Here is an 18088-nt window from a genome sequence, read left to right on the forward strand (position 1 = left end):
GTCTCTCAGTTCTTGTATGCACAGGGCGGCGCTTCGCGCCGCTTCGACAGGATGCGTTCCAGATGCTGGGCGTAGTGGTCGAGGTCGGCGCCGGTCTTGGTCTCGGTGACGCAGACCAGGATCGCCTGGCCGAGTTCGGGATACCAGCCCGATATGTCGAGACCGCCGAGGATGCCCTGCGCGCGCAGTGCGCGCAGCACGTCCTTCGCGCTGGTGCCTTTCAGGGTGCCGTCGTCGAGCTTGAGCACGACCTCGTGGAAGCACGGACTCGCGAAGGCGCGCGCCACGCCGGGAATCGCGCCGAGCTTCTCGGCGAGCGCGACGGTGTTGGCGTGGCTCGCCGCCGCGACCTTGGCCAGCCCCTGTGGACCGAGCAGCGCCATGTATTGCGTGGCGGCGGTAACGACGAGGCCCTGGTTGGTGCAGATGTTGGACGTGGCCTTGGAGCGGCGGATGTGCTGCTCGCGCGCCTGTAGCGTGAGCGCGAAGCCGGGCTTGCCGTCGAGGTCGACCGTGCGGCCGACGATGCGGCCCGGCATCTGCCGCACGAAGTCCTGGCGGCAGCACATGAAGCCGAAGTAGGGGCCGCCCGAGGCCATCGGCGCGCCGAGCGGCTGGCCTTCGCCGACCGCGATGTCGGCACCTTTCGTCCCCCACTTGCCGGGCGCTTCGAGCACCGCGAGCGTCGTCGGGTTGACGAGCGCGATCGCGAGTCCGCCGTTGGCGTGCGTCCAGTCGGTCATCGTGTGCACGTCTTCGAGCACGCCGAAGAAGTTGGGTTGCGGAATCACCAGCCCGGCGAATGCGCCCGGCTCCGAGGGCAGCACGGTCTTGCCCGTCGCCGGGTCGTACTCGAGCTCGACGAGATCGATGCCCTGGTTCCTGACGGTCGTGACGACGACGCTGCGGTAGACCGGATGCACCGTCTTCGGCACGAGCACGCGGCGCGAACTCTTGTGCGAGCGGACCGCCATCAGCACCGCTTCGGCGAGCGCCGACGCGCCGTCGTAAAGCGAGGCGTTCGAGACGTCGAGCCCGGTCAGCCGCGTCATCATCGTCTGGTATTCGTAGATCAGCTGCAGCGTGCCCTGGCTCGCTTCGGCCTGATAGGGCGTATACGCCGAGTAGAACTCGCCGCGCGTGGTGATCTGCCAGATCGCCGCCGGGATGTGGTGTTCGTAGACGCCGGCGCCGATGAAGTTCGACCAGAAGCCGTCCTGCGACGCGCGTTCCTGCATCAGCCGCGCGACCGCCATCTCGGGCAGGCCGTCGGGGACGTCCTTGAGCTTGCCGGTCTTTAGCGCGGGCGGGATTTCGTCGAACAAGTCCTCGATGCTCGCCGCGCCGATGGCGCCGAGCATGGCGGAGACGTCTTCTTCAGTGTGGGGGATGAAGGGCATGATTCTAGGGGGCAGGGTTCAGGATTCAGGGGTCAGGGCGCGGATTCGGAATCAGAACCAGGGCGCGGCGGAGCCGCACATTCCCTGAATCCTGACCCCTGAATCCTGGCCCCTCCTCAATGTGCTTCCGACTCGACCACCTTCTGGTACGCCGCGGCGTCGAGCAGTGCGTCGACGTCGGCGGGGTTGGCCGGCTTGATCTTGAACAGCCACGCGGTGTAGGCGTCCTGGTTCACCGACTCGGGGCTGGATTCGACTTCGCCGTTGGCGGCGATTACTTCGCCGGCGACCGGCGCATAGACGTCGGATGCGGCCTTCACCGACTCGACGACGGCGCACTCTTCGCCCTTGGCGAGCGTGCGGCCGACGGCCGGGTTCTCGATGAACACCATGTCGCCGAGGAGGTCCTGGGCGTGGTGGGTGATGCCTACCGTGACGCTGCCGTCGGCTTCGGCGCGTACCCATTCGTGGCTCTGCGTGTATTTGAGGTCTGCGGGGATGGACATGTGTCGGGCTTCCTTGGGTCGTTATGGTTGCTATCAGGCGTCAGGATTCAGGGGTCAGGATTCAGGGGTCAGGACTCAGGGGACGAGCGGGCTTTGCCCGCGTCTGTTTTTGAAAAGCGCGCGCGGCCGCACATCCTCTGATCCCTGACTCCTGGCCCCTGACCCCTGACCCCTCAAATCAAAGCTTTGCCGTTGCGCACGAACGGATATTTCACCACTTTGGCTTTCAGCTTCTTGTCGCGGATCTCGACTTCGACTTCGTCGCCCGGGGCGATGCCGAGCGGGATGCGGGCGAGGGCGATGGACTGCTGCAGTGTAGGCGAGAAGGTGCCGGAGGTGATTTCGCCGTCGCCGTGCCGGGTGTGGACCTTCTGGTGGCCGCGCAGCACGCCCTTGTCGACGAGCACGAGGCCGGCGAGCTGCTTGGTCACTTCGCTGGTTTCGAGCGCCTTGCGGCCGACGAAGTCGCGTTCGCTCTTGAGGTCGACGGTCCACGCGAGGCCGGACTCGAGCGGCGAGGTCGTCTCGTCCATGTCCTGGCCGTAGAGGTTCATGCCGGCTTCGAGGCGCAACGTGTCGCGCGCACCGAGGCCGATCGGCTTGCCGCCGGCTTCCATGAGCGCCTTCCAGAAGAAGGGCGCGGACTTGGCGAGCACCATGACTTCGAAGCCGTCCTCGCCGGTGTAGCCGGTGCGGGCGATGAACATTTCGCCCATCGCGGCGGCGTTGAAGGGTTTGAGGTTCGCGGTGATCTGGTCGACGCCGGGCAGGGCTTCGTTGAGCGCCTGGGTGGCGTTCGGCCCCTGGATCGCGATCATCGCGAGGTCACGACGCGGGGTAAGCGAGAGCCCCATGTTCCACTCGGCGTTCATCTTCTCCATCCACGCGAGGTCCTTTTCCGCGGTGCCGGCGTTGACCACGAGGCGGAACCAGGATTCGTCCATGAAATAGATGATGAGGTCGTCGATGACGCCGCCGGCCTCGTTGAGCATGCACGAATAGAGCGCCTTGCCCGCAACCTGCAGCTTGTCGACGTTGTTCGCGACGAGGCGGCGCAGGAAGGCACGCACGTTCGTGCCCCGGATGTCGAGCGGCAGCATGTGCGAGACGTCGAAGAGACCGCAGCCGCTACGGACCGCGTGATGTTCCTCGATCTGCGAGCCGTAGTTGACCGGCATGTCCCAGCCGCCGAAGTCGACCATCCTGGCGCCGAGCTCGCGATGGGTGGCATTGAGTGGCGTCTGTTTGAGCGGATCGGACATGGGGCACCAAAAAAATGATTAAGGGTGAACCCCTCTGTCCTTGGTACCTGAGAGATTACGGTGCCAGGTTGATCAACCGGCGCCGCTGCCCCTTCGGTGGCAGTTCGCGCTTCAAGAAGGCGACTGCGCTCTCCAGAGTGTGTGCCCAGGATTGTCCTGGGTGTTGCGGTCCTTTTGCCTGAGCGATTCCGGGTGATTACGCCTTCGGCGGCAGGCTGGGCTGCGCTCTCCCGCAACGGGAACGCGCACTATACCGAAGAAGCGCCGCGGCAGCCAGCGCCCGGCCGCTGCTTCAGTACGCGAGCTTGAGGTCGAAGCCCATCGGGGCCGGGCCGGAGACGTCAAGCGGCAGGCTCAGCGCCTCTTCGCTGCGCGGCGCGAGGCCGGCAGCGATCCGCGCGGGGTCGCCGAGGTACTCGCTCGGCGCGAAACTTCGCCGCGACAGCGGCCGGTCGCGCTGGTCGGTCAGCGTCAGGACCAGAAGCGGCCACGCCTGTACGTGATCCGCGCGGTTGCCGAGCGTGAGCACGAGCCGGTGGCCGCCGCCCGCTTCGGTCTGAAGATCCGAGCCGACGATCTGCAGCAGCGCGAGCTTTCGCGGCAGGGCCAGCGTGCAGCCGAGCGTCGCGCAGACTCGTTCGAAAACGGGACGCGTCTGCGGCAGCTGGCTGACCACGGTGTCGCGCAGAAAAAAGGCGCTTTGCGCCAGCAGGCCTGCCAACAGCACGAGGCTCGCCGCAGCCCGGAGCCCGCGGCGGCTTCTCGCGCGGGCTCCGGCACGACGGCGTGGCGGAGCCGGCGGCTGGGCATCTGCCGGCGCTCGCAGGGGCGGATTCGCGGGCTCGATTGTCGCCGGCCGCGTTACCGTCGGCGTCGCCGGGCGCGCCGTCGCAGCCGCTGGCGGCGGATAGCTGGCGCCGGCAGGCGGAATCTGCGGAAGCGGACCGGGGTCGTCGGGCGGCGCCGCGTCGGGGTCGATCAGGATGATCGAATCGAGTTCGTGCCCGTGCTCGCGCTGGACGATGCCTTGCGCGAGATCCTCGTCGCCCGCCAGCGTCTCGGCCGCCGCCAGCTCGGAAGGTGCTTGCTCGGGCGCAGCTTGCGCGGGAGCCGACGCGGCGGCGTCCGCGGGCTCGGCTGGCGCAGCGGGGACGTCGGCCGGCGCTTCGCTGCGAGGCGCGGCTGCCGATGGCGTCGGCGCGGCGGCGCTCGTGCTCGGCAGCGGCGAGCCGTCTTCCATGCGCAGGCTCGGGCGCACGTCGAACTTGGCACCGCATACGCTGCATTGCGCCCAGCCCGCCGCGGCGGCGAGTTGCGCGTCGCCGAGGCGGAATATGCTCGCGCACTGCGGACAGGTGGTGCGGTAGCTCACCGCTTGACTCCGACCAGACGGACCCATCCCTCGTCGCTCGCCGGCGCGTCGAAAACGAACCAGGGCCGGTAGACCGCCATGACATCCTCGGCCTGCTCGGCGAGGATGCCCGAGAGGACCAGGCTTCCGCCGCTGCGCACGCGGCCGGCGAGCAGCGGCGCCATCGCCTTGAGGGGATTGGTCAGGATGTTGGCGACGACGACGTCGTACTCGCCGGCGGCGAGCTCCCCAGGCAGGCCGAAATGGGCATCGACCTCGTTGAGCGCGGCGTTGTCGCGCGACGCGCTGACGGCCTGTGGATCGATGTCGACGCCTTCGACGCGGCGCGCGCCGAGTTTGGCGGCCGCGATCGCGAGGATCCCTGAGCCGCAGCCGTAGTCGAGCAGGGTTTCGCCGCCGCGCAGGTTCGCGTCGAGCCAGCGCAGGCACAGCCGCGTCGTCGGATGGCTGCCGGTGCCGAAGGCGAGGCCGGGGTCGAGCTTGAGATTGAGCGCGCGGCTGTCGGGCGCTTCGTGCCAGGTCGGCACGATCCAGAGCCGTGCCGAGATTGGGATCGGATCGAACTGCGATTGGGTCAGCCGCACCCAGTCCTGTTCCGCGACGGTCTCGACCGTGTAGTCGAGCGGCGCCGCGACGCCGGCCTGCGCCGCCGCCGCGCGCAAGGTCTCGGCGACGTCGGCGTCGGCTTCGAGCAGCACGACCGCGATGCTGTGCGGCCAGAGTTCAGCGCTCGGGTGATCCGGCTCGCCGAAGAGCGGCGTTTCGTCGACGGTCCCGGCGTCGGCGTCCTCGAGTGAGACCGACAGCGCGCCCGCTTCCATGAGCGCGTCCGACAGGGGTTCGGCCTGAACGGAATCGACGAGGATGCGGACGGATTGCCAGGGCATCGGTTTAGGGTTTGGGGGCCAGGGGCCAGGGGCCAGGGGCTAGGGGCTAGGGGCTAGGGGTCAGGGGTCAGGGGGCTTTGTGCTTCGCGCCTAGTTTGATGGGGCGCGGCCTCCGGCCGCACCCCCCTAGTCCCTAGATCCTAGCCCCTAAATCCTGAACCCTCCCCCTCACCCTTTCTCCCCCGCGAGCTTGTGCTCGAGGTAGTGGATGCTCGTCCCGCCGGCGATGAACGCCGCGTCATTCATCAGCTCCTGATGCAGCGGAATATTGCTCTGGATGCCTTCGACGACCATTTCCATGAGCGCCCCGCGCATGCGGGCGATGGCCTGGTCGCGGGTGTCGCCGTAGGCGATGAGCTTGCCGATCATCGAGTCGTAATGCGGCGGCACGTAATAGCCGTGGTAGACGTGCGAGTCGACGCGGATGCCGGGGCCGCCCGCGGCGTGGTAATTGGTGAGTTTGCCCGGGCTCGGCACGAAGGTCGTCGGGTGCTCGGCATTGATGCGGCACTCGACCGCGTGCCCGCGAAAGCGGATGTCCTTCTGCTGGAAGGGCAGCTTCTCGCCGGCGGCGACGCGGATCTGCGTCTGCACGATGTCGATGCCGGTAATGAGTTCGGTGACCGGATGCTCGACCTGGACGCGCGTGTTCATCTCGATGAAGTAGAACTCGCCGTTCTCGTACAGGAATTCGAAGGTGCCCGCGCCGCGGTAGCCGATCTTGCGGCAGGCTTCGGCGCAGCGCTCGCCGATCTTGTCGCGCAGCTTCGGGTCGAGTCCGGGCGCCGGCGCTTCCTCGAGAACCTTCTGGTGGCGGCGCTGCATCGAGCAGTCGCGCTCGCCGAGATGGACGGCATTGCCGTGTTCGTCGGCAAGGATCTGGATCTCGATATGGCGCGGCGTCTCGAGAAACTTTTCCATGTAGACCATCGGATTGCCGAAGGCGGCGCCGGCTTCGGTCTTGGTCATCGTGACGGCGTTGAGCAGCGCGGCTTCGGTGTGGACGACGCGCATCCCGCGTCCGCCGCCGCCGCCCGCGGCCTTGATGATGACCGGGTAGCCGATCGCGCGCGCGGTCTTGAGGATCTCCTGCGGGTCATCGGCGAGTGCGCCGTCCGAGCCGGGCACGCAGGGCACCTTGGCGTCGATCATGGCCTGCTTGGCCGCGACTTTGTCGCCCATCAGGCGGATGTTGTCGGGGCGCGGGCCGATGAACGTGAAACCCGACGATTCGACGCGTTCGGCGAAGTCGGCGTTCTCGGAAAGGAAGCCGTAGCCGGGATGGATGGCGGCGGCGTCGGTGACTTCGGCGGCAGCGATGATCGACGGCACGTGCAGATAGCTTTGCGCGGACGGGGCGGGTCCGATGCACACCGATTCGTCGGCGAGCTTGACGTATTTGGCGTCGCGGTCGGCCTCCGAGTAGACCGCGACCGTCTTGATCCCCATTTCGCGGCAGGCGCGCTGGATTCTCAGGGCTATCTCGCCGCGGTTGGCGATCAGAATCTTTTCAAACATGTTGGATGAGGCTCGGTGAGGATGAGGGACGGGAAGTGACGACGGCTACGCCTGACGCCTCATGGCCGCTGCTTCACGCGATGACAAACAGGGGTTCGCCGTATTCGACCGGCTGGCCGTTCTCGACCAGGATCGCCTTGATGACGCCGCCCTGGTCGGCTTCGATCTCGTTCAGGAGCTTCATCGCTTCGATGATGCACAGGGTGTCGCCGGCGCTCACGTTCTGGCCGACTTCGGCAAAATTCTTGGAACCGGGCGAGGGGGCGCGGTAGAAGGTGCCGACCATCGGCGAGCGCACGATGTGGCCTTCGGGCACTGCATCCTCTGCAACCGCAGCCGGCGCCGCCGCAGGGGCGGCGGCCGGGAGGGTCGCCTGCATCACTTGGGGCGCCTGCATCATCATCGGCGCGCCGGCGATACTCTTGGCGATGCGGACCTTTTCCTCGCCTTCGGTGATTTCGAGTTCGGCGATGCCGGAGGCCTCGACCAGATCAATGAGCTTTTTCAGTTTTCTGAGATCCATTGGGGGGTCCTGTCTTGAAAGTGGCGCAGCGCGTGTTCCAGCGCCAGTTCGTATCCCTGTGCACCGAGGCCGGAAATGACGCCGATCGCCAGGTCGGAAAAATACGAATGCTGGCGGAAAGCTTCCCGCGCAAAGATGTTTGAAAGATGAATTTCGATGAAGGGGATCGCGCTCGCTGCGAGCGCGTCGCGCAGCGCGACGCTGGTGTGCGTGTATGCGGCCGGATTGATGATGATGAAATCGACGCGGTCGCGCGCGGCCTGATGGATACGGTCGATCAGGGCACCTTCGTGGTTGTGCTGGAAGGTTTCGACGAGGGCGCCGGCGGCTTCTGCGCGGCTCACGAGACTGCGGTCGATTTCCTCGAGCGTGACGCGGCCATAGTGCTTCGGCTCGCGACTCCCCAGCAGATTCAGGTTGGGCCCGTGCACGACCAGGATCTGGAGGCGCAAACTGGGGGCCGCCTTGGCCGCGGCGCGGCTGCTTCGTTTAGTCGTCATGGCGCGCGCAGTGTGCCGCAAACGGGGGGGAATTGTCCAGATAAGCGGCTAATTAGCCGTTATGTGCCGGTTCTGAGCAGGGCTTCCTCGAGTGTCTCCCGCGGCAGCCGGCCGAGATGCTGCAGCACGACTTCACCTTTACGACCGAATACCAGGGTATACGGCAAGGCGCCGCTCGCATTGCCGAGTTCGCGTGCGAGGCTGTGCGCCGCGCCTTCTCCGACGAGGATCGGATAAGCGACTGGCTGGCGCGCGAGGAAGCGCGCGACGGCCGCCGGCTGGTCGACGGCGATACCGACGAACTCGACGCCGCGCTGTGCGTAGCGCGTGCGCAGCGCGTCGAATTCGGGCATTTCCTCACGACAGGGCGCACACCAGCTCGCCCAGAAGTTGAGCACCAGCACCTTGTCGCGCCACTGCGCGAGTGCCTGCGGACGGCCCTCGGCGTCGGGGAAGCTCTGCTGCCAGAGCTGCGCGAGCGGCAGCGACGCCGGGCGCGGCGCGAACTGCCTCTGCGCGACCCAGGCGCCCGCGGCGAGCGCGAGAGGAATCGCATAGCGCCACGGGCTTCGCATCGACGACGGCCGCGCGGGAGCGGGCGGCTCAGAGTTCGCCGTAGGAGTGCAGGCCGGAGAGGAACATGTTCACGCCGAGGAACGCGAAGGTCGTCACGAAGAGTCCGACCAGCGCCCACCAGGCGAGCATCGGCCCGCGCAGGCCCTTGACCAGGCGGATGTGCAGCCAGGCTGCGTAGTTCAGCCACACGATCAGCGCCCAGGTCTCCTTCGGGTCCCACGACCAGTAGCCACCCCAAGCCTCGGCCGCCCACATCGCGCCGAGGATGGTCGCGATCGTGAAGAAGGCGAAGCCGATCGCGATGGCCTTGTACATGACGTCGTCGATCACCTCAAGCCGTGGCAGGCGGGTCGCGAGAATGCCGCGTGCGGCGAGAAGATATGCCGCGCCGAGCATCGCCGCGATCGAAAATGCGCCGTAGCCGATGAAGTTCGCGGGGACGTGCAGCTTCATCCACCACGACTTGAGCGCGGGCACCAGCGGCTGGATTTCATGTGCACCGCGGTCGAGCGTGTACCAGAGGATGAAGCCGACCGCGGCCGAGATCACGAGCAGGACGAAGGCGCCCATGGTCCGCGTCTGATAGCGGGCTTCGTAGTAGAGGTACATCATCGCCGTGATCAGGCAGAACAGGACGAATACTTCGTAGAGATTGGAAACCGGGATGTGCCCGATGTCGGTGCCGATCAGATAGGACTCGTACCAGCGCACCATGAGACCGACGTAGCCGAGCGTGATCGCGGCCCAGGTCAGGCTGCTGCCGGTCTTCATCGTGAATTCGGAACGCGCGAGCATGCCGCCCCAGTAGGCGACGGTGGCGAGACCGAACAGCGCGCACATCCACATGATCGCGGCCTGGCTGGAGATCAGGTACTTGAGGAAGAAGGCCTCCTCCATGCGCCCGAGTTCGCCCTGATATTGGCTGATCGCGAAAAGACTGAGTGCGCCGACGACGATGAAGAGCGGGCGGAAGGGCTTCCAGAACCAACCGAACACCGCGAGTGCCGGGATCGACGCCAGCAGGATGCCTTTCTCGTAGATGTCCATGTATTCGCCGAAGCGCGAGAGCGCGAACAGGCCGCCGGCGGCGACGATGGCGGCGAACAGCCAGTCGAACCAGGCAAGGCGCTTGAAAAGCGGGGCGGGATGGTTGAGAGCGAGTTCCATGGTGGGTCTCCTAAATGATGCGCAGCCCGGTGCCTATTTGGCGAGCGCGTCCAGCGCGCGGGCGTGTTCGGCGAATTCCGTCTCGAAATCGATGGTGTGCTTGGCAGACGACATCGCGAGTAGTGCGTGCCCGGGTTTGATGCGCAGCCAGACGCGGCGTTCGCGGACGTAGAGCATGAAGAATACGCCGAGCGTCAGCAAAAGCGAACCGAGGTAGACGATGTTCTTGCCGGGCGAGCGCGTGAGTTGCAGCCCGCTGGCCTTGACCTCGTCGTATTGCATCAGTTGCAGGTACACCGGCGCACCGTAGACGAAGATGTCGCTCATGCTGTTGAGCGTGTCGCGCACCAGCCAGCCGGCCGCCTCGTCCGCCTGGGGTGCCGCAAGGCCGTTCTGGCGGTTGGAAATCTTCAACGCCTCGAAGGCCGCCAGTTCGAGGATGCGCAGATAGGTGCCGGCGGCCTTTTCGCGTTCGGCTTCGGGGACGCGGCTTTCGATGAAGCTCCCGAGCGACTGGAAGCCGCCTTGCGCAAACAGCCCGAGAACCTGCGTTGCGCTGAGCTTGAGCTTGTCCTCGATCTCGGTACCCCAGGCTTCCTGCGGCAGGGCCTGGCGCGCAAATGCGGCCGTGATCGCCGGGTGCTGGGCGGGATCGAGCAATGCGCCGCGCAGGCGCATGAAGGTCTCGATCTTGCCTTCGGGATCGAGCGGCATGCGCAGGTAGCGGAAGGCTTCGTTCGGCGATTCGCGCACGCCCGACATCAAATACCAGCGTCCGTCGAGTTCCAGCGGCAGCATGTAGTTGGAGTATTCCCGGGCCTGGCCGCGGGCGTCGCGCACCTTGTACTGGAAGCTCGGGCCGACGTTGTGAAGCCCCGTGTCGTCGGCGACCGGGCTTCCGCCGAGGACGCTCATGGTGTCCCGCGGGGTCGTTGTCTCGCCGCCGAGGTTTTCGATATTGAAGGGGCGGAAGTCGACGAACTCGAGCGTGTAGTTGCCGCCGTCGCTCGCCAGCGTCGCATTCTGGTATACGGTGCCCTGCACCGGGAAGGATTCGGCCGTCGGCGCGAACAGGTTCCATCCGCGCAATTGCAGCCGCGTGCCGCCGTCGGCAAAGCTCGCCTGATAGATCGCGATGCCGTCGTGGATCAGCGGATGGTTGACGGCGATCGTCGCTTCGCGGAGTTTGTTGCCCGCGTGGTCAAAAATCTCGACGTCACTCTCGAAGCTCTTCGGCTGGCCGTTGCTGTAATGCTCGATGCGAAATTCCTTGAGCGCGACCGTGAACGGCAAATCCTGCACCAGGTAGCCGTCGGCGACATTGAGGAATGCGATATCCGCACTCGAGCCCTCGGGAATCTGCACGCTGCCTCGAAACGACAGATTGGCCGGCGTCAGGCGCGAGATCGCCGGCACCTGGCTCTGCGGAATGTCGCGCGTCTCGATCTTTTTGAGGCCCAGCAGTTGCTGCGCCTTGAAGACGAGGTTGCCGTCGATGAGCCCGCCGATGCAGATCATCACGATCGCCGAATGCGCGAGCAGGTAGCCGAGCCGGTTCCAGCTTCCGGCCTTGGCGGCGAGCAGCACGCCGTCTTCGCGCTGCAGCGTCTTGACCCGGTAACGACGGCTTTCGAGATAGCGCTGGGCGCTCGCGGCGAGCGCTTCCGGCGACTCGCTCGTCGCGCGCTCGTGCTTGTGCTTGAAAGCGGCGAGCGATTGCTCGCTGACGTGTTCCCGGAAAGTCCTCATCTCGCGCACGAAATTCGGCGCGTTGCGCCAGATGCAGACGCTGGTCGAGACGACGAGGAAGGTCAGAATGACGAGAAACCAGCCTGCGTGATAGACGTCGTAGAGCCCGAGTTTCTTGTAGACCTCGAACCAGAACGGCCCGAACTGGATCAGGTAATTGCTGTAAGGCTCGGCCTGCTTGAGCACCGTGCCGACGATCGACGCCACCGCGAGGATGGAGAGCAGGCTGATGGCGAAGCGCATCGAGCTGAGCAATTCGAACGAGGCCTTGCCGAAGGAATGGGAAGCGGTGTGCATGAGGCAGCGAGGCCCTGTTGGCTACAAGAAAAAAAGGGTGACTTGCGTCACCCTTTCATCGACTTAAGCAAGCCGGATAAGTTTACCCGCAAGGCGCGAGCCGCGGTGGGGTGCCGACGAGGCGGCGGCAACCCGGCCTTAGCGCAGGCCTTCGATGTATGCGGCGACGGCCTTCATGTCGGCGTCGGTCATTTTGGTCGCGATGCTGCGCATCATCTTCGCGGCGTCGTTGGCGCGGTTGCCGAGACGGAAGGCTTCGAGCTGCGCGTAGATGTAGTCGCCGTGCTGGCCGGCCAGACGCGGGAACTGCGCCGGGATCCCCTGGCCCTGCGGGCCATGGCATGACGCGCAGGCCGGGACGCCGGCACCTTGCACGCCGCCGCGATAGATTTTCTGGCCGGCGAGGGCGAGTTCCTTGTCCTTGGCCGTCGCGGGCTTGGGCTGCTGGGCGCTGTAGTAGGCGGCGAGGTTCAGCATGTCCTGTGGGCTCAGCGAGGCGACCATGCCGCTCATGACCGGGCTCTGGCGCGCGCCCGATTTGAATTCGTTGAGCTGCTTGTTGAGGTATTCGGCGTTCAGACCGGCAAGCTTCGGATTGGCCGCTGCGGGGCTATTGCCGTCGACCGCGTGGCACCCGGCGCAAAGCTGGTTGACGATGCTTTCTGCAGCCTTGGGGTCGCCCTTGCTGGCCGGGCCGGCAGCGGGTGCAGCAGCAAAAGCGGAAGAGGCGACCAGGGCGGCGACCAGCGAGACGACGAGTTTCATCAAAAGCTCCTAAAGCTTGCAAAACTTGGGAAAACGGGTAGTTTAGCGGTAACTAATATGACTGCCAAGCCCGTGCTCAACCGCGCCCACTTCTTCACGTCGGTCGCCCAGTTTCGTGATTTGCCCCCGAGCCGAGCCGAAGTTGCGTTCGCAGGCCGGTCGAATGCCGGAAAATCCAGTGCAATCAACCTGCTGACGAGGAAAAACCGCCTGGCCTTCACGTCCAAGACGCCCGGGCGGACGCAGCTGATCAATTTTTTCGAACTGACGGCGGATACCTATCTGGTCGATTTGCCCGGCTACGGCTATGCCAAGGTCCCTCCCGAAGTGAAGGCCAAGTGGGAAGGCCTGCTGTCGCGCTACCTGCAGGAGCGCGAGGCGCTGGCAGGAATGGTCCTGATCATGGATGCCCGCCACCCGCTCACCCCGCTCGATCGCCAGATGCTCGAATGGTTCGCCCCGACCGGCAAGCCTGTCCATATCCTGTTGTCGAAAGCCGACAAGCTCTCGAATAGCGAAAAGGCGCTGACCTTGCGCAAGGTCAAGCAGGAACTGGCGGATCGGGAGACGGTCTCGGTGCAGCTGTTTTCGAGCCTGTCCCGCGTCGGTGCCGAGGAAGCCGCGGTGCGGATCGAAGGCTGGCTCGCGCCGGAAGCCGCCGTCCATGCCCCCGGATAGCGGGCAACAAAAAGCCCCGACCAAGGGAGGGATCGGGGCAAAAAATGCCTTAAGGGGATTAAGGCATCCCGCTCAGGGAGGAGAAGCGGGAGACGGTCCAGGACCGTCTGCTCTACAGAGCAATGCCGCTGCGAAATAGTTCCACGCGAATTCACGAATTTTTGGAGATGTCTGTGATGCTGCCCTTTGGCCAATTTCCGGGGCGGCGCATGCGCCGCATGCGCCGCATGCGCCGCGACGAATTCTCGCGTCGCTTGATGCGCGAGAACGTGCTCACCGCGCAGGATCTGATTTATCCGCTGTTCGTTCTCGACGGCGAGAACCGCAGCGAGGCGGTTGGCTCGATGCCGGGGGTCGAGCGGATGTCGCTCGATCGCCTGCTTCCGGTCGCCGAGGAGTGTGTCGAGCTCGGGATTCCCGCCCTCGCCCTTTTTCCGGTGATCGACGCCGGGCTCAAGAGTGCCGGTGCCGAAGAGGCCGCCAACCCCGAAGGCCTCGTTCCGCGTGTGGTCGCCGCGCTCAAGGCTCGCTTTCCGGAACTCGGCGTGATCACGGACGTCGCGCTCGATCCCTACACCAGCCACGGCCAGGACGGACTCGTCGACGCGTCGGGCTATGTGATGAACGACGAGACCGTGAGCATGCTCGTGCGGCAGGCCCTGGTTCACGCGGGCGCCGGGGCGGACGTGGTCGCGCCTTCGGACATGATGGACGGCCGGGTCGCCGCCATCCGGCAAGCGCTCGAGGGCGCGGGTCATGTTCACACGCGCATCCTCGCCTATGCTGCCAAATACGCGTCGAGCTTTTACGGGCCATTCCGCGACGCGGTCGGCTCGGCCGCGAACTTGGGCAAGGGCGACAAGTCGACCTATCAGATGGACCCCGCCAATAGCGACGAGGCGCTGTGGGAGGTAGGGATGGATTTGCAGGAGGGCGCGGACATGATCATGGTCAAGCCGGGAATGCCGTACCTCGACGTCATCCGGCGGGTCAAGGACGCGTTCGGCGCGCCGACCTATGCTTATCAGGTTAGCGGCGAATATGCGATGTTGAAAGCGGCCGCGCAGAACGGCTGGCTCGACGAGCGTGCCTGCGTGCTCGAAGCCCTGCTCGCATTCAAGCGCGCCGGGGCCGATGGCGTGCTGACGTATTTCGCGCGCGACGCCGCGCGTTGGTTACGAAGCTAAATTTCGCTGCGCGGGGGGCCGATAAAAGCACGTGGGACCGCCTTTTCCAACTGACGAATCGGGAGTGGCAAGGTGACGCTGGATTTGCAAAAACTGATCGGGCGCGGCCGAAGCGTCGCGGATGACTTCGATCGAACCATCATCAGCTTCGAGTCGCCTTACCGCCTCAAGGACCTGAGCCCTGTTTCCGGAAGCGATCCCGAGACGCAGGAAGAAGGTCTGGGCGAAAAGCTCTTCAAGCTGCGCTTCGCCCAGCACGACGAGGTGTTCAACAACGCCAGCATGCTCGTGCAAAAGCGCTACGCCTGGCGCGGCTTCCCCAAGGCCCAGCTCAAGAAGTATCCGAACCGCATCACGATCCTGTCGTTTCACCAGGAAAAGATCGTCGGCACGGTCACGGTCGGCTACGACTCCGAAGAGGGCATGCTGGTCGACGAGATATACAAGCCGGAAATCGACGCGTTGCGCGCGCAGGGCAGGAAGGTCGGCGAACTCAGCAAGCTCGCGATCGACGAGAACATCGGTTCCAAGCAGTTGCTCGCGAGCCTGATCCACATCGCCTATTTATATGGCGTCATCCACGACTGCACCGACGCGATCATCGAGATCGTGCCGCGCCACAAGGCCTTCTACGAGCGAATGCTCGGCTTCAAGCAGATCGGCGAGGAACGCATGAACAACCGGGTCAACTTTCCGGTCCTGCTGATGCATCTCGAGCTCGATTACATGCGGCAGAAAATCGAGGAATTCGGCGGCCAGGGCAAAGCGGCCAAGGATCGCAGCCTCTATCCCTACTTCTTCTCGGCCCGCGATCAGCAGGGGATTCTCGCCCGGCTGCTGAGGGAGGAAGGTTGACCGCAGGCGCTTTCGATTACGACGAGGCCTTCAGCCGCAACCTCGGCTGGCTGACGCCCGATGAACAGCGGACGCTGCGCGGCAAGAAGATCGCGATCGCGGGATTGGGCGGCGCGGGCGGCGTGCATCTGCTCACGCTCGCGCGGCTCGGGATCGGGCGTTTCCACCTGGCCGATCTCGACCGCTTCGCGCTGGTCAATTTCAATCGTCAGGCCGGGGCCGGGATGGGAAGCATCGGCGAGCCGAAGGTCGAGGTCATGGCGCGGCTGGCGCGTGACATCAATCCCGAGCTCGACATCGCGACTTTTGACGAGGGCGTGCAGCCGCACAACGTCGACGCCTTTCTCGACGGCGTCGACCTCTACGTCGACGGCCTCGATTATTTCGTGTTTCCGGCGCGCCGTCTGGTCTACGACGCGTGTCGCGCGCGCGGCATTCCGATCACGTTCGCCGTCCCGCTCGGCATGGGCGCCGCAGTCCTCAACTTTCTTCCGGGCGGACCTAGCTTCGACGATTACTTCCAGCTCGATGGCACACCCGAGGAAGAATGGCCCGTGCGTTTCCTGGTCGGCCTCGCACCGGCCCTGCAACACCGGAGTTACCTCGTCTACCCGCAGATCGTCGATTTCAGCATTCAGCGCGTGCCCTCGACCGGACTCGCCTGCCAGTTGTGCGCCGGCATGGCGGGCACCGAAGCGCTGAAAATCCTGCTCGGCCGCGGCCCCGTCAAGGGCGTGCCGCACAGCATGCAGTTCGACGCCTACACCGGCAAACGCGTCGCGACCTGGCGTCCCGGCGGCAATCGTCATCCGCTCAATCGCCTTGCGATCGGCTACGTCAATTGGCGACTGAAACGCGAACGCAGGGCGTGACGCCCGAGCTCGCGGCGGTGCTCGAGCGCGCGCGCTGGGCGCCGAGCGGGGACAACACCCAGCCTTGGCGCTTTCGGGCGCTGGGTGCCGACGAGATCGAGGTGTTGTACCGTCCGTCGGACGCCCTCGGCGTTTTCAACCTCGACCATTTCGCGGGCCACCTCGCGATGGGTGCGCTGCTCGAATCGATCGACATTGCGGCGAGCATGCACGGCTGGCGGGCCGTGATCGCGACCGACCATGCGGGCGAAGGTCGCTTTCCCATTGGGTTCGAGGCCGCAGGCAGGGCGGCCTCGCCGCTGCTACCGTTTCTTCAGGAACGCGCGACGCAGCGCAGGCCCCTGTCGCCGAAACGCCTGACCGGGGCGCAAAAGCGAATTCTCGAAGCCAGCGTCGGGGCTGCGTTCAGCGTCGAGTGGGTGGAGGGCGCCGGGGCAAAGGCCCGGCTCGGCGTCCTGCTCGCACGGGTCGACAAGGTGCGGCTGACCATTCCCGAGACTTTCGCCGTGCATCGCGACACGGTCGCCTGGGGTGCGCGCTTCAGCGAAGACCGAATTCCCGATGCGGCAATCGCCGTCGATCCGCTGCTGCTCCGGGTGATGCGCTGGGCGATGCAGTCCTGGTCGCGCGTGCACTTCCTCAATCGCTATCTGTGGGGCCACGGCCTGCCACGCGTCGAGATGGATCTGCTGCCTTCGCTCTTCTGTGGCGCCCACGCTTTGCTCGTGAGCCAGACGCCGATGAGCAGTGTCGGGGACGTGATCGCGGGCGGACGGGCCATGCAAAGGCTGTGGCTGACCGCGGCGTCGCTCGGACTGCAGGCGCAGCCCGAGATGGCGCCCGTGATCTTCTCGCGCTATGCGGCGGGTGCAACGGCGTTCACCGAGGTCGCGGAGCAGCGGCTTTACGCGGCCGCGCTGAGCGGGCGTTTTGCCGACTTCTTCGGCGCGGGCAATTGGACGCAAGCGACCTTTCTCATGCGCTTCGGTTTCGGCGCGCCCGCCCAGTCGCGCTCGCTGCGCAAACCCCTGTCCGATTTGTGGATTTCGGACGAATAAAAAACCGGCAAGCCTGTCGGGCAGGCTTGCCGGTTTTCTTCGTTCCGCTGTCTGGCTTTACGCTTTGCGGCGGCGCGTCGCGAGGCCCAGGCCGACGAGGCCGAGTCCGAGCAGCGCCAGGCTGCCGGGTTCGGGAACGGCGAAGCTGAACGAGCCGTCGTTGAGCGTGTAGATGTCGCCGGGGCCGTTGGGGGCGCCGAGGCCGGTCGTCGCGATGAAGTCTGCGGCGACCGCGCCCGAAGGCGTCGTGATGTTGTTGTTGGAGTCAGTCAGGCCCACGGTCAAGGCGCCGGCGCCAAGCAGGTCGTAGACGTCGGTGTCGGCAACGCCGTCGCCATCGGTGTCGACGAACCAGTAACCCTGCGCCACGCTGGTGACATCGAACAGGATGTCGACGTTGCCGTCGACGCCGGCCGGGTTGGCGAAGTCGATCTGGCCCTCGCCGGTACGGATGCTCAGGCTCATGATGTTGGTGCCGTCCATGGCCGTCCCGAAGCTATTGTAGTTGAGGGCGTTATCGATGTAGATGTTGAGCGTGCCGCCCGCGTCGAAGAAGAACTCCGTGTCGTCGCCCGTGGTGGCGCCATAGCTGCCGGTCCAGTCGAGGAAGGTTGCGGTGAGTTCATAGCTGACGCCGAGGCCCGAGGTGCCGGCGGGGATGGGCGAGCCGTCGTTCTGGAAACCGGTCGCGCCGATGCGGCCGACGTCGGTGAAGGTGCTGCCGGGGGCGATGCCCGTGCTCTCGGTGTAGCTGATGCCGAGATAGGTCATTTCGTCGATCGGCGTCAGCATGGCGCCGCCGCCGAGACCATCGGCATCGAAGCCCCAGTTGTCGAAGCTCATCGTGAAGGCGGAAGCGTGGCTGGTCGCTGCGGCAAGAGCGATCGCCAGGGCCGCTTTGTGCAATGTTTTCATT

The 18088-nt window shown here is 65.5% G+C and carries 18 protein-coding genes and 2 riboswitches; of the genes, 5 read left to right on the top strand and 13 right to left on the bottom strand.

The genetic code is table 11. The annotated features are described in order from the left end of the window. Positions 1 to 5: 5 nt before the first annotated feature. The 12 genes from gcvPA to TBD_RS00945 all read right to left on the bottom strand — a co-directional run bounded on the left by gcvPA (position 6) and on the right by TBD_RS00945 (position 12522). Positions 6 to 1400: an aminomethyl-transferring glycine dehydrogenase subunit GcvPA gene (gene gcvPA / locus TBD_RS00890; protein ID WP_011310689.1), complete on the bottom strand. Its 1395-nt coding sequence runs from the start codon at positions 1398 to 1400 to the stop codon at positions 6 to 8. 116 nt (positions 1401 to 1516) lie between these two features. Next, entirely contained in the window at positions 1517 to 1906 is a 390-nt protein-coding gene (gene gcvH, locus TBD_RS00895) for a glycine cleavage system protein GcvH (protein ID WP_011310690.1), read from the bottom strand. A 173-nt stretch (positions 1907 to 2079) separates the two neighbouring features. Further along, entirely contained in the window at positions 2080 to 3168 is a 1089-nt protein-coding gene (gcvT, locus tag TBD_RS00900) for a glycine cleavage system aminomethyltransferase GcvT (RefSeq protein ID WP_011310691.1), read from the bottom strand. A gap of 24 nt (positions 3169 to 3192) precedes the next feature. Further along, a riboswitch (glycine riboswitch) is annotated at positions 3193 to 3314 on the bottom strand. 10 nt (positions 3315 to 3324) lie between these two features. Next, positions 3325 to 3411, bottom strand: a riboswitch (glycine riboswitch). A gap of 49 nt (positions 3412 to 3460) precedes the next feature. Continuing rightward, complete coding sequence (locus TBD_RS00905; RefSeq protein WP_011310692.1) at positions 3461 to 4540, bottom strand: zinc-ribbon and DUF3426 domain-containing protein; 1080 nt, start codon at positions 4538 to 4540, stop codon at positions 3461 to 3463. After that, positions 4537 to 5427, bottom strand: coding sequence for a 50S ribosomal protein L11 methyltransferase (prmA, locus tag TBD_RS00910; protein ID WP_011310693.1), 891 nt, complete (start codon positions 5425 to 5427; stop codon positions 4537 to 4539). The genes TBD_RS00905 and prmA overlap by 4 nt, the downstream gene beginning before the upstream one ends. A 168-nt stretch (positions 5428 to 5595) precedes the next feature. Further along, positions 5596 to 6945 carry an acetyl-CoA carboxylase biotin carboxylase subunit gene (gene accC / locus TBD_RS00915; protein ID WP_011310694.1) on the bottom strand — a complete coding sequence of 450 codons (1350 nt, stop codon included), beginning with the start codon at positions 6943 to 6945 and terminating at the stop codon, positions 5596 to 5598. Positions 6946 to 7018: 73 nt separating this feature from the next. After that, the gene (accB, locus tag TBD_RS00920) at positions 7019 to 7468 is read right to left on the bottom strand and encodes an acetyl-CoA carboxylase biotin carboxyl carrier protein (RefSeq protein ID WP_011310695.1); all 450 of its coding nucleotides are present in this window, start codon (positions 7466 to 7468) and stop codon (positions 7019 to 7021) included. Continuing rightward, positions 7450 to 7968 (bottom strand): type II 3-dehydroquinate dehydratase, encoded by a 519-nt coding sequence (aroQ, locus tag TBD_RS00925; RefSeq protein ID WP_011310696.1) that lies wholly within the window; start codon positions 7966 to 7968, stop codon positions 7450 to 7452. Before aroQ ends, accB begins: the two co-directional genes overlap by 19 nt. Positions 7969 to 8027: 59 nt before the next feature. Then, a complete protein-coding gene (locus tag TBD_RS00930) occupies positions 8028 to 8543 on the bottom strand; it encodes a TlpA family protein disulfide reductase (protein ID WP_011310697.1) in 516 nt (171 codons plus the stop codon). A 28-nt stretch (positions 8544 to 8571) separates the two neighbouring features. Continuing rightward, positions 8572 to 9711 carry a c-type cytochrome biogenesis protein CcsB gene (gene ccsB / locus TBD_RS00935; protein WP_011310698.1) on the bottom strand — a complete coding sequence of 380 codons (1140 nt, stop codon included), beginning with the start codon at positions 9709 to 9711 and terminating at the stop codon, positions 8572 to 8574. 33 nt (positions 9712 to 9744) lie between these two features. Continuing rightward, positions 9745 to 11757, bottom strand: coding sequence for a cytochrome c biogenesis protein ResB (locus TBD_RS00940; protein WP_011310699.1), 2013 nt, complete (start codon positions 11755 to 11757; stop codon positions 9745 to 9747). Positions 11758 to 11895: 138 nt separating this feature from the next. Then, complete coding sequence (locus TBD_RS00945) at positions 11896 to 12522, bottom strand: c-type cytochrome (protein WP_011310700.1); 627 nt, start codon at positions 12520 to 12522, stop codon at positions 11896 to 11898. A gap of 57 nt (positions 12523 to 12579) precedes the next feature. Between TBD_RS00945 and yihA the strand changes: the two genes are divergently transcribed. The 5 genes from yihA to TBD_RS00970 all read left to right on the top strand — a co-directional run bounded on the left by yihA (position 12580) and on the right by TBD_RS00970 (position 17172). After that, positions 12580 to 13200, top strand: a complete 621-nt coding sequence (gene yihA, locus TBD_RS00950) for a ribosome biogenesis GTP-binding protein YihA/YsxC (RefSeq protein WP_011310701.1) — start codon at positions 12580 to 12582, stop codon at positions 13198 to 13200. A 176-nt stretch (positions 13201 to 13376) separates the two neighbouring features. Next, positions 13377 to 14387 (top strand): porphobilinogen synthase, encoded by a 1011-nt coding sequence (gene hemB / locus TBD_RS00955; RefSeq protein WP_011310702.1) that lies wholly within the window; start codon positions 13377 to 13379, stop codon positions 14385 to 14387. Positions 14388 to 14459: 72 nt separating this feature from the next. Next, positions 14460 to 15242 (top strand): N-acyl amino acid synthase FeeM domain-containing protein, encoded by a 783-nt coding sequence (locus tag TBD_RS00960; RefSeq protein ID WP_011310703.1) that lies wholly within the window; start codon positions 14460 to 14462, stop codon positions 15240 to 15242. Further along, positions 15239 to 16114 carry a ThiF family adenylyltransferase gene (locus TBD_RS00965; RefSeq protein WP_011310704.1) on the top strand — a complete coding sequence of 292 codons (876 nt, stop codon included), beginning with the start codon at positions 15239 to 15241 and terminating at the stop codon, positions 16112 to 16114. Before TBD_RS00960 ends, TBD_RS00965 begins: the two co-directional genes overlap by 4 nt. Next, positions 16084 to 17172, top strand: coding sequence for a nitroreductase family protein (locus tag TBD_RS00970; RefSeq protein WP_187147199.1), 1089 nt, complete (start codon positions 16084 to 16086; stop codon positions 17170 to 17172). The genes TBD_RS00965 and TBD_RS00970 overlap by 31 nt, the downstream gene beginning before the upstream one ends. Positions 17173 to 17229: 57 nt before the next feature. On the opposite strand, the gene pepA is transcribed toward TBD_RS00970, so the two are convergent. Further along, on the bottom strand, positions 17230 to 18087 hold the full coding sequence (pepA, locus tag TBD_RS00975) for a flocculation-associated PEP-CTERM protein PepA (RefSeq protein WP_011310707.1): 858 nt from the start codon (positions 18085 to 18087) through the stop codon (positions 17230 to 17232). Position 18088: the final 1 nt, after the last annotated feature.

The sequence above is a fragment of the Thiobacillus denitrificans ATCC 25259 genome (assembly GCF_000012745.1).
Classification (GTDB): Bacteria; Pseudomonadota; Gammaproteobacteria; order Burkholderiales; family Thiobacillaceae; genus Thiobacillus; species Thiobacillus denitrificans_B.